Below are 15104 nucleotides of genomic sequence, written 5' to 3' on the forward strand. Positions count from 1 at the left end.
GCCCGAGCCTCGCGCTCCGGCTTTCCCGCGGCGGGGCGATGGCCTATAGAGCGCCCATGCCGAGCCACTTGACGACCTTTCAGGGGTCGATCCCCGAGGCCCTGAAGCAGGCCATCGAAGCGAAGATCGAGGGTTCCACCGCCGAGGTGACCGGCGGCGGGGGCCACTTCAACCTGGTCGTGACGTCGCCGGTGTTCGCCGGCAAGAGCATGCTGGAGAGCCAGCGGCTGGTCTACGGGGCGATCGCCCACCTGATGGCGGGCGACCAGGCGCCCGTCCACGCGATCGACAGCCTCAAGACGCGTACGCCCTGAGAGGGGCGCCGCTCGGCGGCATCAGTCGTCCTCGACGTGGCAGGTGCTGCTGCAGCCGTCGCCGTCGGCGGTGTTGCCGTCGTCGCACTCCTCCGGGCCCGCCTCGATGCCGTCGCCGCAGACGGGGGCGCAGACGCTGGGCTCGCCGGTGCAGAGGTAGCCGTGATCGACGTCGCAATCGGGGCTGCAGCCGTCGCCGTCGACGGTGTTGCCGTCGTCGCAGCCCTCGTTGCCGATGAGCAGGCCGTCGCCGCAGAGCGGGCCGCAGGCGCTGGGCTCGCCGTTGCACTCGTAGCCCGCCTCGATCACGCAGACGGCGTTGCAGCCGTCCTCGTTCCGGACGTTGCCGTCGTCGCAGGCCTCGGCGCCCCGCACCAGGCGGTCGCCGCACATCGTCGAGCAGATGCTCGGCGCGCCGGCGCAGGTGTAGCCGGGCTCGACGGCGCAGCCCGCGTCGCAGCCGTCTCCTGCCGCGGTGCCGCCGTCGTCGCACGCCTCGGCGCCGCCCACCGCGCCGTCGCCGCACGCCCCGCCCCCGGCGCCGCCGTCGCCTGCGCCGCCCTGGCCGCCGTCGCCCGCGCCGCCCTGGCCGCCGTCGCCCGCGCCGCCCTGACCCGTGGCCCCGCCGGAGCCCGCCGTCGTCGTGCTCGACACGGCGCCCGGCCCGCTCGTGCTCGATCCGGACCCGCCGCCCCCGCCGTCGCCGTCGCTCGCGCCTTCCCGTTCACACGCGAGCAGCGCCGTGGCCGCGATCACCGCGGCCGCCCCAGTCCATCTCGTCAACAGCATCTGTTCCTCCAGGAGCGAGGTCCGCGAGCGACGGGGCCTCCCCTCGACCCTCGAGCGCGCGCCGAGCATGTGTTGCCCCAACCTTCCACGGAATACTCCGCTCCGATCGTCCGGACAACTTCGCCCTACCCGGACGTCCCGGCGTTCGGCCGCGCGGCACGCCGGCGCGCATCAGCGCGCATCAACTCATGATTTCGGCGGATCGCGGGCCCTCGCGCGGGAGCGGCGGGCGCGCGCCGCGCCCAGGCGGAGCGCCCGGCGCCGGGCGCGCGGCGGGTCGCGTGGCAGGTCGCGTGGCACGTCCGAACGGCGCCGCGCTCGCTCGCGCCGCGAGCTCGCCGCGCCGTCTGTTTGACACCGGAATTCGCGCGATGTTACGTGGCGCCGGGCGCCCCACGCGCTGGCCTGATAGCGACCTCACACGATCCCGAGGACCCTCCCATGACGCCTCGTTCCCCGTTGCTCCCCGCCGAACCGCTCCCAGGCGCTCCTGGGGCGAACGACGCCCGGCTCCCGGCCCAGGCGCGCTCCGGCCGAGCCTCCCGCCTGGGCGCCGGGCTGCTCTCCTTCGTCCTCGGCGCAGCGATGACCGCCGCCGCCGCGGGCGACGCCGCGGCCCAGACGCGCACGGGAGACGGCGCCAACGGCGACGGCATGGACCTGCACCTGTTCCGGCCGGCGGTCGACTCCAAGGGGCTCTTCTCCGTCAACGGGGCGGACATCCTCGGCGCGAACGACATCAGCCTGGGGCTCGTGCTCGATTACGGGCACAACATCCTGCCGCTCACCAAGAACGACCGGGGAACGGACGTGATGCTCAATCACGCGTTCCAGGGGACGTTCCAGTTCGATTACGGCATCGCCAACTTCCTGGTCGTCGGGCTCTCGGTCCCGGTGGTGCTCAACGGGGGCAAGCCGGTCGACGACATCGGCCCGGGCGGCAGCGCCAACTACAACGACGACTCGCTCGACGCGCAGACGCTCGGCAACCTGGCGATCCACGCGAAGGCGCGCATCCTCCGCCCCGATCAGGACGTGATCGGGCTCGCGGTGATCGCCCAGGCCGGGATCGGGGTCGGCGGGAGCCAGGACTTCGCGTCGGATCCGGGGTTCTTCTTCTGGCCGCAGCTCGTGCTGGAGAAGCGGCTCGGCACGACCAACCCGTTCCGGATCGCGGCGAACGTCGGCTACCGCGGCCACGCCGGGAAGAACCCCGTGTTCGGCCTGCGCCAGGACGGCGCGACCTTCCAGCTCAAGCACGGGGACCTCGAGTACTCCGACCTGATCACCGCCGGGGCCGGCATGAGCTACCGCGTCCTCACGCCGCTCGACCTCGTGGCCGAGACCTACCTGACCCAGCAGGTCGGCGGCGGCGACAGCGCCAAGCAGAAGCTGTCGGCCGAGGCGATCGGCGGCATCAAGCTCTTCATCGAGCGCAACAGCTTCCTCATGCTCGGCTTCGGGGTCGGGTACACGCCCGGGTTCCAGGCCGCAGCGCAGCGCGGGACCATCGGGTTCGTCTTCGAGCCGTCGATCGGCGATCGGGACGGCGACGGCATCAAGGACGATCAGGACGACTGCCCCGACGAGCCGGAGGACTACGACGGCTTCCAGGACACGAAGGCCGACTCGCCCCCCGGGAAGTACGGCTGCCCGGATCCGGACAACGACGAGGACGGCATCCTCGACGTCGACGACCGCTGCCCGAACAACCCGGAGGATCGCGACGGCGACGAGGACGACGACGGCTGCCCGGAGGGGAGCGACGGCGATCGCGACGGCGACGGCATCCTCGACTCGCGCGACAAGTGCCCGGACGACCCGGAGGACCGCGACGGCTTCCAGGACAAGGACGGCTGCCCGGATCCGGACAACGACAAGGACGGCATCCCCGACAAGTCCGACCAGTGCCCGAACGACCCCGAGGACAAGGACGACTTCGAGGACGAGGACGGGTGCCCGGAGCCCGACAACGACAGGGACGGCATCCCGGACGTGGTCGACAAGTGCCCGAACGATCCGGAGACGTTCAACGGCCTCGAGGACGAGGACGGGTGCCCGGACAAGGGCAGCGTCGTGATCGAGGAGAACAACATCGTCATCCTCGAGAAGATCCAGTTCGCGACCGGCAGCGCCGAGATCCTCCCGGAGTCGTTCGGCATCGTGCAGGCGGTGGCCGAGACGCTGAAGCACCACCCGGAGTTCACGATGATCGAGGTGCAGGGGCACGCCGACGAGCGCTCGGCCGACGCGTACAACCTCAAGCTGACCCAGGCCCGCGCGGACGCGGTCGCCGCGGCGCTCGCGCAGCGCGGCGTCGACAAGAACAGCGTTCGCTCGATGGGCTACGGCGAGTACTGCCCGATCGATCCGGCCCACAACGCGGCCGCCTGGGAGAAGAACCGGCGCGTCGAGTTCAAGGTCGTGCGGACCGACAAGGGGCCGACCAACGTGGAGCTCGGCTGCGCCCTCGCCCGATCCAAGGGCGTCATCCCGCCGCCGCCCTGAGCGGATGCGCGGCGCCGCCCTGGGCAGGCGTGCGGCGCCGCCGATCTGGACAGGACCGGCCGGGCCGGGAGAGAGTGAGCCCATGAAGGCCCGCGCCAGGCGCTCCGCCGCCACCACGCTCGCCGCCGCGCTCACCATGATGGCGAGCGGCTGCATCAACACCGACGCGGCCGTGTTCGTCGAGCCGTCCATCGCGGCGCCCGAGGCGACCGTCTCGGCGAGTGCGCTCGGGACCGGCCTGACCGCGAGCTTCGCGCTGGAGCTGCACCTGAGCGCGCGGGCCAGCGGGCCCAGCCGCGTCGCGGTGCGCACCTTCGCGATCACGAGCGCCGATCAGAAGACCTCGATCGTCGAGCCGCTCCCCGTCGAGACCACGGCGGCGCTGCCGGTCGAGGTCGCTCCGGACAGCGACGTCACCGTGGCGTTCACCGTCGATACAGGCGCTCAGGGCGGGACGTTCCCGGCCGACGCCGCGGCGGCGCTCTGCGCCCCGGAGGGGATCCGCATCACGGGCGCGATCGAGGACTCGCTGGAGGACGGGGCGACGCCGGTCGCCTCCGCGGTGTTCCACCCGGTCTGCCCGTGATGCGGCGCACGCCCGCCGCCCCGGCGCGTTCACCGGCATTGTCCGGCGTCGTCGCGCGCGCGCCGCGCTAAAATGCCGGCCATGGCGCCTCGAGAGATCACCCCCCCTCCGGAGACCGCGGCGGACCGAGCGGCCGGGTCCCCGGAAAACGCCGACGCGAGCGGCGGCGACGCGCTCCCCTCCACGAACGGCGGGGGCGGAGAGGGGCTCGCGCTCGACGAGGCAGGGCTCGCGGCGCTCCGGCGCGCGGTGGCCGCGTGGCGCGCGGGCCCGGTCGCCGAGGCGTCGGCGCGCTTCCCGCCGCGGAGCGAGCGGTTCACGACGTGGAGCGGCATCGACGTGCCCGACCTCGCGACCCCGGCCGACGCGCCGGTCGACCACGCGGCGGATCTCGGGCTGCCCGGGGAGTACCCGTTCACGCGGGGCGTCCAGCCGACGATGTACCGCGGCAGGCTCTGGACCATGCGGATGTTCGCGGGCTTCGGCACGCCGGAGCAGACGAACGCGCGGTTCAAATACCTGCTCGCAGAGGGCCAGACGGGCCTGTCGACCGCCTTCGATTTCCCGACCCTCATGGGCTACGACTCCGACTCTCCGCGGTCGCTCGGCGAGGTGGGGATGTGCGGTGTCGCGGTCGACACGCTCCGCGACATGGAGGCGCTCTTCGACGGCATCCCGCTCGACCAGGTGACGACGTCGATGACCATCAACGGCCCCGCGGCCGTGCTGCTCGCGTTCTATATCGCGCTCGCCGACAAGCGCGGGATCCCGCGGAGCCGCCTCGGCGGCACCGTGCAGAACGACTGCCTCAAGGAGTTCATCGCCCAGCACGCCTGGCTCGTCCCGCCGCGCCCGGCGATGCGCGTCGTGACCGACATGATCGAGTTCTGCGCGCGCGAGGTGCCGCGGTGGAACTCGGTGTCGATCAGCGGCTACCACATCCGGGAGGCGGGCTCGACCGCCGCGCAGGAGCTCGCGTTCACGCTCGCGGACGGCCTCGCCTACGTCGAGAGCTGCGTCGCGCGCGGCCTCGACGTCGACGCCTTCGCGCCGCGCCTGTCGTTCTTCTTCGACGTCCATAGCGACTTCTTCGAGGAGATCGCGAAGTTCCGCGCCGCGCGCCGCATGTGGGCGCGATTTCTCAAGGTGCGGTACGGGGCGAAAAAAGCCGAGAGCATGAAGCTCCGGACGCACGCGCAGACGGCCGGCGTGTCGCTGACGGCGCAGCAGCCGTACAACAACGTGGTCCGCGTCTCGCTCCAGGCGCTCGCCGCCGTGCTCGGCGGCACCCAGTCGCTCCACACGAACTCGCTCGACGAGACGTACGCGCTCCCGACCGAGGAGAGCGTGACCATCGCCCTCCGGACCCAGCAGATCATCGCCCACGAGAGCGGGGTCGCGAACACCATCGATCCGCTCGGCGGGAGCTACTATGTGGAGTGGCTCACGGACCGCCTGGAGAAGGAGGCCCTCGAGTACATCCAGCGGATCGACGAGATGGGCGGGATGGTGGCCGCCATCGAGAAGGGGTATCCGCAGCGCGAGATCGCCGCCTCGGCCTACAGGTTTCAACGAGAGCTGGAATCGAACGAGCGGATCATGGTGGGCGTCAACCGATACGCCGCGGTGGGCGAGAAGACGATCCCCCTCCTCCGGATCGACGAGGAGGTGCAGCGCGTTCAGTGCGAGAACCTGGCCCGGGTCAAGGCCCGGCGCGACCAGGACCGGGTGCGGCGCGCCCTGGCCGACGTGAGGAGCGCCGCGCGCGGCCGTGACAACCTGATGCCGCCCCTCATCGCGGCGGCCAGCGCCTACGCGACCGAGCAGGAGATCTGCGACGTGCTGCGCGACGTCCTGGGGACGTACAGCGATCCGGCCGAGTTCTGAGCGTGCGGGAACGCGCGGGCAATCGCGCGGGAACCCGCGGGAACGCGCGGGCAATCGCGCGGGTAGGAGCGAGCGCGCGCGGCTTGCTGCGGTGCGCCGCGGCCCCGGCGTGCGCATCCGATCAGGTCGCGGGCGGCGCGGCGGCCGGGGAATCCCTCGATTCGTCAGGTTGACACTTCTCTACGTCGGCCGGTAGAGTGCGCCGGCGTCAGGTTGCCGCAGTCGCGGCTCATCCGTGGCGCCGCCGTACGGTCTGCTGTTGTCGCTGCGCTGCGGCGCTGCGAGCTGTCGGTCGAGTGAGAGGATCGTCGTGGGCGACCGAGGTCGCCGCGTAGGGAGCAAGCTTATGAAGAGTCGATCCATGTCGCGCCGCATTTTTGCCCTTTCGGCGCTCGTCCTATCTGTCGGCGCCACGGCGGCCTGCGACAACAAGTCCGAGTCCGGCGGCACGGCGCCCGCGGGCTCGGCCGGTGCCGCGGCCGGGCCGGCTGCGAAGGGCGATGCGAAGGGCGGCTCGAAGTTCGTCACCATCTCCAGGGAGCAGCAGGCGTCCTGGGTTCGTAACTTCAACCCCCTTCTCGGCGAGGGGGCCACGCGCTTCCCCACCGTCGCTGGCATCTACGAGCCCATGATCGTGTACAACACGATGAAGGGCGAGTACGTCCCGTGGCTCGCCACGAAGTACGAGTGGAGCGACGCGAACAAGAAGCTCACCTTCACGACCCGCTCCGAAGTCAAGTGGTCTGACGGACAACCCTTCTCGGCGAAGGACGTCGCGTTCACGTTCGGGCTCCTCAAGAAGTTCCCGGCGCTCGATCTCACGGGCGTGTGGAAGCTCGTCGACTCGGTCGAGGCCAAGAACGACACCACGGTCGAGTTCGTCTTCAAGGAGGCGTTCGTCCCCGGCCTCACCTACATCGGCCATCAGCCGATCGTGCCGGAGCACAAGTGGAAGGACGTCGCCGACCCGGTCACGTTCACGAACGAGAACCCGGTCGCGACGGGGCCCTTCACCGAGGTGAAGACGTTCCAGAACCAGATCTACGAGCTCGGCAAGAACCCGAACTACTGGCAGAAGGGCAAGCCGGCGGTCGAGGGCCTGCGCTTCCCGGCGTACCCGGGCAACGACCAGGCGAACCTGGCGCTCATCAACGGCGAGGTCGACTGGGCCGGCAACTTCGTGCCCGACATCGACAAGACCTACGTCGCCAAGGACCCGGAGAACAACCACTACTGGTTCCCGCTCGTCGGCGGCACCGTGACGATCTACCCGAACGCCACGAAGAAGCCGTTCAACGACATCAAGCTGCGCAAGGCCATCAGCATGGCCATCGACCGCGCCCAGATCGCGAAGGTCGCGGTCAACGGCTACACGGTCGGCGCGGACGGGACCGGGCTCGACGACGCCTACGGGCGCTGGCGCAGCGACAAGGCCGCCGCGGCCGGCGCCGAGTGGACGACCTTCGACGTGGCCAAGGCGAACGCTCTCCTCGACGAGGCCGGCTACGCCAAGGGCTCCGACGGGATCCGCGCGAAGGACGGCAAGCCGCTGAAGTTCGACATCAACGTCGTGACCGGCTGGTCCGACTGGGTGCGCGCGGTCCAGATCACCACGCAGAGCCTGAAGGCCGTCGGCATCGAGGCCACGCTGAAGACGTACGACTTCAGCGCGTTCTTCGAGGCGCTCCAGAAGGGCACGTTCGACATGTCGATGGGCTGGACCAACACCGAGCCCACGCCGTTCAACTACTACCGCGATCTCATGGCCCCGGAGTTCGTGAAGCCCGTCAACGAGGTCACGAACCGCAACTGGCACCGCTTCGCCGCCAAGGACGCCGAGCCGCTGTTCAAGAAGTTCGCGGCCGCGACGGATCCGGCGGAGCAGAAGAGCATCGTCGAGGACCTGCAGATGATCTACGCCACGCAGGTGCCGGTCATCCCGCTCTTCAAGAACCCGTCCTGGGGCGAGTACAGCACGAAGCGCTTCGTCGGGTGGCCCAGCAAGGAGAACCCGTACGCGAAGCTGTCGCCGAACAACTCGCCGGACTACCTGCTCGTCCTGACCGAGATCAAGCCGAAGTGACGGCTCCTGCGCTGCGCGCCGGGCGTCCGGCGCGCAGCGCGTGTGTTCTCGGCTAGCAGCGTTTCTCGCTCTCTCTCCTCTCTTTCACCTCCGACTCAGCACAAACCTTGGCCGCCGGCGGCGCCGGTGCGAAGATCGCGCTGCATGCTCCCCTCGGGCGTCCAGATTGCGCGCTTCGCCGCGCTCCTCTCCGGAGTCTTCCTCGCCGCCTGCGGCGGCAACCAGCACGCGGGCGCCGCGGCGTTCTGGGAGGGCGACACCGTCGATCCCGCCGCGCCGGCGGATCAGGCGGGCGCGAAGAAGAAGGCGCCGCGCAGGGCTTTCGGCGCGTCCGACGATTTCGGCGGCGCGCCGTCGACGCCCGAGGAGCGGGCGCCCTCGTCGTGGGTGGGCGTGCGGCACGATCTCTCGCTCGCGCGCGCCGACTCGCGCAAGGAGCGCTGCAGCTGCCTGGCCGTGGAGGTGGGGGAGGCGCGCGATTCCAGGTTCCAGTGGGCGGCCGGCGCGCCGGAGACCTCGGCCAACACGCTGGCCATCGCGCTGAGCGCGCGCGGGGTGCCCTGCCCGGGCGGCGCTCCCGACGAGGAGAGCCGGCGCCCCTCGATCTCGGCGGTCGATCAGGAGGGGAACGATATCGTCATCGAGGTCGAGGAGCTGCCCACAGGACGGCCGCTCGCGACGGGCGCCGTCATCCCGAGGCCCGCTCCGGGCGGGGCGATCTACGTGAAGGGGCGCAGCGCGAAGATCCCGTATGCGCGCGCCGCGGGCGGCGCGCGCTGCAAGGTCTACTGAGCGCCTGCGCTGCAGGGACAGGCGCTGAGCCGGGCAGACGGGCTCACTGGGCGGGAGCGCCGGCGCAGATCCAGTCGTTGATCTTCTTGATGCTGGCCTCGGGCAGGGCCGCGCCCGCGGTCATGGGGGGCATGCGCGAGTCGTCGCCGCAGAGGCCGGAGCCGCGCACCTTGTTGATGATGTAGCTCTCGCTCGGCTTGCCCGGCACGACGAGCTTCCGGCCGGTGCATTCCGTGCTGTTCCCGTTGACGAGCTCGCCATGGGCCGCGTTCGCACGGAGATCGAGGCCGGCGGACGCGGGGCCGTTGTTGCCGTGGCACCCAGCGCAGGTCGTGTTCAGGATCATCCGCACATCAGCGAATGTCGCGGTGCCCGCGCCGCAGAGGGGGTCGCCGACGGGGGCGGAGCCGCCTTCGCCGCCGGTGCCAGCGCCGCCGGCGCCGCCGCCCTGGCCGCCCGTGCCGACATCGGAACCGCCGGCGCCGCCGCCCTGGCCGCCCGTGCCGACATCGGAACCGCCGGTGCCGCCGCCCTGGCCGTCGGTCCCGCCGGTGCCGCCGCCCTGGCCCGCGCTGCTGCTGCTGCTGCTGGCGCTGCTGCTGGTCGAGGAGCTGGTGCTGGTGTCGGTCTCGCCACCATCGTCAGAGCAGGCAGCCGCCGAGAACCCGATGGTCAGACAGAGGACCAGTTGAAGTGCAGTTTTCTGGGAAAGCATGTGAGGACCCTCTTTGACGCTGTGTTCGCGCGGCGAGCGCCGCGCTGTCAACTCGCGGAGGACCCTAGATGGCATTGTGAGTATCCACAACGCATTTCAAGAAAATGAAAATGATTATCAGTGCTGCGAGCTCGCGACACTGCAATGCAATGATAGGGCTGTACTGGACTTTGTATCGTCGCGTCTACGCGGAGAGCGCCTTCGAGGAGAGCAGCTCTCCCGGATCGCGCTCGGCCAGGTCCTCGAAGCGCGGGAGGTCGGCGAGGCGGCGCGTCGTCGTGGCGGAGGTCTCGGGGTCGCGCTGGAACGCGATCGCGCGGCTGAGGCCCTGCTTCGACACCCCCCGGAGCAGCGCGGGCGAGTGCGTCGTCGCCACGATCTGGCAGACGGAGGGCCGCGCCGCCCCCTCGAGGAGCTGCGCGAGCAGGCCGGCGCGCTCGGGGTGCATGCCGGCGTCCGGGTCCTCCACGAGGAGGAGCGAGCCCTCCGGCGCGGTGAGCACGCCGGCGATCTTGCCGAGCGCGCGCAGCGCGCCGTCCGGGAGGCTCGGCGCCGGGACGCGGGCGCCGCCCTGCTCGACGAGCACCATCATCACGTCGCCGAGGCCCGTCTCCGCGAACTCGATGTCCTCGATCTCGGGCGCGAAGATCGAGCGCACCCAGCCGAGCACGTCGGCCTTGTGCTCGGCCTCCTGGCAGAGCCAGCGGAGCACGGCGGAGAGGTTCTGCCCGCCGGCGCCGAGGTTCTCTATCTCGTGCGGCACATACCCCCTCATCCGCGAAGGATCGATGTCGAGGGAGAGCGTGCTCCGCATCGCGACCTGGAGCGCGTTGCAGAGCGCGATGACGTCCGCGAGGCTCACGTCCTCGCCGCGCCCGCGGTGGTGCTCTATCTGGCCGAGCAGGCTGCGCCGCGCGGGGGAGCGATCCATGGATGCGATCCGCATCGAGCGGCCCTTCTTCGACGCCGCCTTCATCGCTCCGCCCGAGGCGAACCCCTCCAGCCCCTTCAGCGCCGACGCCGGCGTGTCGAAGAGCGGGCCCCCGGCCGACTTCGCCTCGAGCGACTCGTGCTCCACGATCACGTCAGGCTCGACCTGACACGTGATCTTGTGTGTGAGCTCCTCCTTCCCGATCGCCCATCGGCTCTCGATGGTGAACGACTTGGCGCCCCTGTGCGTGGCCCCTTGCGTGCCGCCGCGCAGGCCCGGCCACACCTCGCGCCTGCCGTCGACGCGGCCGCGGAAGATGTCGCACAGGGGCAGATCCAGCCCGACGCCCTGCAGGAAACGCAGGGCGTCGAGGAAGTTGCTCTTCCCGGAGCCGTTGGCCCCGAGCAGCAGCGTGAAGGGGGACAGCTCCACCGTTTGATCGGCGAAGCTCTTGAAGTTCCTGAGTCGGATGGATGTCAGCATGCCTGGCCGCTCGCAGCCATCATGTGACCAGGCAGTCGGCCGGATGTAAAGCGCCGGCCGACGGTTCAGCGAAAGTCGATGAGCTCGACGTCGAACACCAGCATGCCGGCGGGCGCGCCGGGTCGTGTGGGCTTGTCGCCGTAAGCGAGGTCGGCCGGTATCCAGAATCGCGCCTTCTCGCCTTTCACCATCAGCTGTAAGCCCTCGGTCCACCCCTTGATCACGCCGCCCACCGGGAAGGTGGCCGGCTCGTCGCGGACGATGGAGCTGTCGAACATCTTTCCGTCGGTCGTCCAGCCCGTGTAGTGGACGACGGCGCGGCTCGTCGGCTTCGGGTGCTCGGTGCCCGTGCCCTTCTGCAGGACCTGGTAGGCGAGCCCGGAGGCGGTCTTCTTCGCGCTCTTCGGCGCGGCCTTCACGTCCTTCGGCGCGGGCGGCGGCTTCGGCGCGGGGGCGAAGTCGAGCAGCTCGACGTCGAACACCAGCATTCCGGCCGGGGCGCCCGGCTGGGCCGGCGTGTCGCCATAGGCGAGCGCCCCGGGGATCCAGAGGCGGCGCTTCTCGCCCTTGCTCATGAGCTGGAGCGCTTCCGTCCACCCCTTGATCACGCCGCCCACCGGGAAGGTGGCCGGCTCGTTGCGGACGATGGAGCTGTCGAACATCTTCCCGTCGGTGGTCCACCCCGTGTAGTGGACCGTCACCTTGTCGTCCGGGCCGGGATGCGCCGTGTCCTTGCCCGGCGCCAGCACCTTGGACGCGAGGCCCGATGCCGTCTTCTGCGCGTCGGCGGGCGGCGCCGCGACGTCCGGCGGCGCGGGCAGGCCGCCGGGCTCGGGCGGCGGCTGCAGCGAGGCGGCGGGCTCGGGGGTGGGCGCGGGCGGCGGGGCCGGCTTGACCGAGACGCTCACCGGCGCGTCGGCGGTCGCCTGTGAGGCCGGCTTCTGGTCGCACGCGGTGAGGGGGACGGCGAACATCGCGACGAGGACGAGAGAGAAGCGCTTCATGCGCGGCTTCATAGCTCGTCCGCCGTCGAGAGCCGGTATTTTTGTGAGGTGCACGCGTGAGGTGCGCGCCGCGGTTCCGACGGCTCTGGATCGGAGTGGGGCCGTCTGCGGTCGGCCGTCCGTCGTACCCTCATTCCGCCGTTCGAGGGCGCTCGACCTGACTGCGAGGACGGTCTAGCGTGCACCCGCCATGGGGAGATCGATATATTTCTTCGGCGCAGGGCAGGCGGACGGGGACGCACAGCAGAAGGAGCTGCTCGGCGGAAAGGGCGCGGGGCTCGCCGAGATGACCCGGCTCGGCATCCCGGTGCCGCCGGGCTTCACGGTCACCACCGAGGTCTGCAACGCCTATTACGCCTCGGGCAAGGCGCTCCCCGCGGGCGTCGAGGACGAGATCAAGGCGGCGATCGGCCGGCTGGAGTCGCTGCGCGGCGCGGGGTTCGGCAGCCCCGAGGCGCCGCTGCTCGTGTCGGTCCGCTCGGGCGCGCGCGCGTCCATGCCGGGAATGATGGATACCATCCTGAACCTCGGCCTGAACGACGAGATCGCGCGGGGGCTCGCGCGGCGCACGGGCAGCGAGCGATTCGCGCTCGACGCCTATCGGCGGTTCATCCTGGCGTATGCCGATATCGTGCTCGGCGTGCCCCGCGACCGCTTCGAGGAGGCGCTCGGCCGCGCGCGCAGGCAGGCCGCCGCGAAGCTCGGCGTCGACGCGACGCGCCTGAACTCCGCCGAGCTCGAGCGCAAGGTGCCCGACTCCCAGCTCGATCCGGAGTCGCTCGCGGCCTTGATCCAGCGCCAGAAGGATATCGTCCTCGGGGCGACGGGCCGCCCGTTCCCCGACGAGCCGTACGCGCAGCTCTGGGGGGCGATCGGCGCCGTATTCGATAGCTGGAAGAACCACCGGGCGCAGGTGTACCGGAAGATGCACGACATCCCGGAGGCCTGGGGGACGGCTTGCACCGTCCAGGGGATGGTGTTCGGCAACCTGGGCGACGACTCCGGCACGGGGGTCGCGTTCACGCGCGATCCGTCGACCGGAGAGCGGCGCTTCTATGGCGAGTGGCTCCCCAACGCGCAGGGCGAGGACGTCGTCGCGGGGGTGCGCACGCCGCACCCGCTGTCGATGACTGGCACCGGCGGCGGCGGCGCGGACGACGAGAGCTCGCTCGAGGCGCGGATGCCCGCGGCGTACGCGGCGCTCGTCGAGGTGCAGGGCAAGCTCGAGCAGCACTTCCGCGACGTGCAGGACCTGGAGTTCACGATCCAGCAGAACGAGCTCTTCCTGCTCCAGTGCCGCACCGCCAAGCGCACGGGCCGCGCGGCCGTGCGCATCGCGGTCGAGATGGCCAAGGAGGGCCTGATCAGCCAGCGGGAGGCCATCCTGCGGGTGGATCCGGGCTCGATCGATCAGCTGCTGCACCCGAGCATCGACCCGAGCGCGCCGAAGTCGCTGCTCGCGCGCGGCCTGCCGGCGAGCCCCGGGGCGGCGACGGGGCAGGTGGTGTTCAGCGCGGACGAGGCGGAGCGGCGCGCGGGCCAGGGCAGGGCGGTGATCCTCGTGCGGTCCGAGACGTCGCCGGAGGACATCCACGGCATGAAGGCGGCGCGCGGCATCCTGACGGCCCGCGGCGGCATGACGAGCCACGCGGCCGTGGTGGCGCGGGGGATGGGCAAGAGCTGCGTCGCCGGCTGCTCGGCCATCAGCGTGAGCCAGGGCCGGATGGCGGTGACGATCTACGACGATCACGGGCGCGCGACCGGCACGATCACGGTGAAGGACGGCGATCTCATCACGCTCGACGGCGGCACCGGCACGGTCTACCTCGGCGCGGTGCCGACCATCCCGGCGGCGCTGAGCGGCGAGTTCGAGGAGCTCATGGCGTGGGCCGACGCGGTCCGGCGCCTCAGGGTGCGGTCGAACGCCGACACGCCGCACGACGCGAGGACGGCGCGCAACTTCGGCGCCGAGGGCATCGGGCTCTGCCGCACCGAGCACATGTTCTTCGACGAGGAGCGTATCCAGGCGGTGCGCGAGATGATCCTCGCGGACGGCGAGCTCGGGCGGCGGCGCGCGCTCGCGAAGCTGCTCCCGTTCCAGCGCAGCGATTTCGCGGGCGTCTTCCGGGAGATGGCCGGCCTGCCGGTGACGATCCGGCTGCTCGATCCGCCGCTGCACGAGTTCTTGCCGCAGGACGAGGCGCAGCTCCAGCAGCTCTCGAGGGCGACGGGCGCCTCCGCGGAGGAGCTCCGGCGCAAGAGCGAGGAGCTCGCCGAGTACAACCCCATGCTCGGCCACCGCGGCTGCCGGCTGGCGATCACGTCGCCGGAGATCTACGAGATGCAGGCGCGCGCCATCCTCGAGGCGGCGTGCGAGGTCGCGGCGGCGGGCATCGAGGTGGAGCCGGAGATCATGATCCCGCTCAGCATGACCCGGCGCGAGCTCGCCCTCACGCGCGGGCTCGTCGAGGGGGTCGCGGAGAAGGTCTTCGCCGAGAAGGGGCGGCGGGTCGACGTCCGGTTCGGGACGATGATCGAGCTCCCGCGCGCCGCGCTCAGGGCCGGCGAGCTGGCCGAGGAGGCCGAGTTCTTCAGCTTCGGCACGAACGATCTCACGCAGACGACGCTGGGCATCTCGCGCGACGACGCGGGCCGGTTCCTCGGCGCGTACGTCGAGGCCGGCATCTTCGCGAAGGATCCGTTCCAGTCGCTGGACGTGCCCGGCGTCGGGGAGCTCGTGGAGATCGGGCGGGATCGAGGGCGCGCGGCGCGGCCCGGGCTGAAGCTCGGTGTCTGCGGCGAGCACGGCGGCGATCCGAGCTCGATCGCGTTCTTCGAGCGGGCGGGGCTCGATTACGTGTCTTGCTCCCCGTTCCGCGTCCCCATCGCCCGCCTCGCCGCGGCGCAGGCGGCGCTCGCGGCCGAGGCCGCGCGCGGTCCGCGCGCGACGGACTGACACCCACCTTCCGGTGAACTATGCCCGGACAGGGCGCCGGGACATCCGTTCTCACG

Annotated in this window: 11 protein-coding genes; 7 read left to right on the forward strand and 4 right to left on the reverse strand. The window is 71.1% G+C overall.

Going from position 1 to position 15104, the window contains the following annotated elements; translation table 11 throughout:
* Positions 1-56 precede the first annotated feature (56 nt).
* A complete protein-coding gene (locus tag ACSRUE_RS10785; RefSeq protein WP_012240161.1) occupies positions 57-314 on the forward strand; it encodes a BolA/IbaG family iron-sulfur metabolism protein in 258 nt (85 codons plus the stop codon).
* 21 nt (positions 315-335) lie between these two features.
* On the opposite strand, the gene ACSRUE_RS10790 is transcribed toward ACSRUE_RS10785, so the two are convergent.
* On the reverse strand, positions 336-1103 hold the full coding sequence (locus tag ACSRUE_RS10790) for a DUF4215 domain-containing protein (protein ID WP_441290926.1): 768 nt from the start codon (positions 1101-1103) through the stop codon (positions 336-338).
* Between the two features lie 441 nt (positions 1104-1544).
* Between ACSRUE_RS10790 and ACSRUE_RS10795 the strand changes: the two genes are divergently transcribed.
* From ACSRUE_RS10795 to ACSRUE_RS10815, 5 genes are all read left to right on the forward strand, one after another.
* On the forward strand, positions 1545-3611 hold the full coding sequence (locus ACSRUE_RS10795) for an OmpA family protein (protein ID WP_441290927.1): 2067 nt from the start codon (positions 1545-1547) through the stop codon (positions 3609-3611).
* Between the two features lie 82 nt (positions 3612-3693).
* A complete protein-coding gene (locus tag ACSRUE_RS10800) occupies positions 3694-4197 on the forward strand; it encodes a hypothetical protein (protein ID WP_441290928.1) in 504 nt (167 codons plus the stop codon).
* Positions 4198-4278: 81 nt separating this feature from the next.
* Positions 4279-6084 carry an acyl-CoA mutase large subunit family protein gene (locus ACSRUE_RS10805; RefSeq protein WP_441290929.1) on the forward strand — a complete coding sequence of 602 codons (1806 nt, stop codon included), beginning with the start codon at positions 4279-4281 and terminating at the stop codon, positions 6082-6084.
* 346 nt (positions 6085-6430) lie between these two features.
* Positions 6431-8167 carry an ABC transporter substrate-binding protein gene (locus tag ACSRUE_RS10810; RefSeq protein ID WP_441290930.1) on the forward strand — a complete coding sequence of 579 codons (1737 nt, stop codon included), beginning with the start codon at positions 6431-6433 and terminating at the stop codon, positions 8165-8167.
* 144 nt (positions 8168-8311) lie between these two features.
* The gene (locus tag ACSRUE_RS10815) at positions 8312-8959 is read left to right on the forward strand and encodes a hypothetical protein (RefSeq protein WP_441290931.1); all 648 of its coding nucleotides are present in this window, start codon (positions 8312-8314) and stop codon (positions 8957-8959) included.
* A 43-nt stretch (positions 8960-9002) separates the two neighbouring features.
* Here ACSRUE_RS10815 and ACSRUE_RS10820 read toward each other — a convergent pair whose 3' ends face one another.
* The 3 genes from ACSRUE_RS10820 to ACSRUE_RS10830 all read right to left on the reverse strand — a co-directional run bounded on the left by ACSRUE_RS10820 (position 9003) and on the right by ACSRUE_RS10830 (position 12092).
* Positions 9003-9674 carry a c-type cytochrome domain-containing protein gene (locus tag ACSRUE_RS10820; RefSeq protein ID WP_441290932.1) on the reverse strand — a complete coding sequence of 224 codons (672 nt, stop codon included), beginning with the start codon at positions 9672-9674 and terminating at the stop codon, positions 9003-9005.
* Between the two features lie 184 nt (positions 9675-9858).
* Positions 9859-11088 carry an AAA family ATPase gene (locus tag ACSRUE_RS10825; protein WP_437764050.1) on the reverse strand — a complete coding sequence of 410 codons (1230 nt, stop codon included), beginning with the start codon at positions 11086-11088 and terminating at the stop codon, positions 9859-9861.
* A gap of 65 nt (positions 11089-11153) precedes the next feature.
* Complete coding sequence (locus ACSRUE_RS10830; protein ID WP_441290933.1) at positions 11154-12092, reverse strand: FKBP-type peptidyl-prolyl cis-trans isomerase; 939 nt, start codon at positions 12090-12092, stop codon at positions 11154-11156.
* Between the two features lie 190 nt (positions 12093-12282).
* Between ACSRUE_RS10830 and ppdK the strand changes: the two genes are divergently transcribed.
* Positions 12283-15048 carry a pyruvate, phosphate dikinase gene (gene ppdK / locus ACSRUE_RS10835; protein WP_441290934.1) on the forward strand — a complete coding sequence of 922 codons (2766 nt, stop codon included), beginning with the start codon at positions 12283-12285 and terminating at the stop codon, positions 15046-15048.
* The last annotated feature ends 56 nt before the right edge of the window (positions 15049-15104 follow it).

Source organism: Sorangium sp. KYC3313, from assembly GCF_052075895.1.
Taxonomy (GTDB): Bacteria; Myxococcota_A; Polyangia; order Polyangiales; family Polyangiaceae; genus Sorangium; species Sorangium cellulosum_B.

What these genes read in the sequence shown, in the direction of transcription:
- ACSRUE_RS10815 (WP_441290931.1), top strand. Translation starts at nt 8,312, where the DNA reads ATGCTCCCCTCGGGCGTCCAGATTGCGCGCTTCGCCGCGCTCCTCTCC.
- ACSRUE_RS10800 (WP_441290928.1), top strand. Translation starts at nt 3,694, where the DNA reads ATGAAGGCCCGCGCCAGGCGCTCCGCCGCCACCACGCTCGCCGCCGCG.
- ACSRUE_RS10820 (WP_441290932.1), bottom strand. Translation starts at nt 9,674, where the DNA reads ATGCTTTCCCAGAAAACTGCACTTCAACTGGTCCTCTGTCTGACCATC.
- ACSRUE_RS10795 (WP_441290927.1), top strand. Translation starts at nt 1,545, where the DNA reads ATGACGCCTCGTTCCCCGTTGCTCCCCGCCGAACCGCTCCCAGGCGCT.
- ACSRUE_RS10790 (WP_441290926.1), bottom strand. Translation starts at nt 1,103, where the DNA reads ATGCTGTTGACGAGATGGACTGGGGCGGCCGCGGTGATCGCGGCCACG.
- ACSRUE_RS10830 (WP_441290933.1), bottom strand. Translation starts at nt 12,092, where the DNA reads ATGAAGCGCTTCTCTCTCGTCCTCGTCGCGATGTTCGCCGTCCCCCTC.
- ACSRUE_RS10805 (WP_441290929.1), top strand. Translation starts at nt 4,279, where the DNA reads ATGGCGCCTCGAGAGATCACCCCCCCTCCGGAGACCGCGGCGGACCGA.
- ACSRUE_RS10825 (WP_437764050.1), bottom strand. Translation starts at nt 11,088, where the DNA reads ATGCTGACATCCATCCGACTCAGGAACTTCAAGAGCTTCGCCGATCAA.
- ppdK (WP_441290934.1), top strand. Translation starts at nt 12,283, where the DNA reads ATGGGGAGATCGATATATTTCTTCGGCGCAGGGCAGGCGGACGGGGAC.
- ACSRUE_RS10785 (WP_012240161.1), top strand. Translation starts at nt 57, where the DNA reads ATGCCGAGCCACTTGACGACCTTTCAGGGGTCGATCCCCGAGGCCCTG.
- ACSRUE_RS10810 (WP_441290930.1), top strand. Translation starts at nt 6,431, where the DNA reads ATGAAGAGTCGATCCATGTCGCGCCGCATTTTTGCCCTTTCGGCGCTC.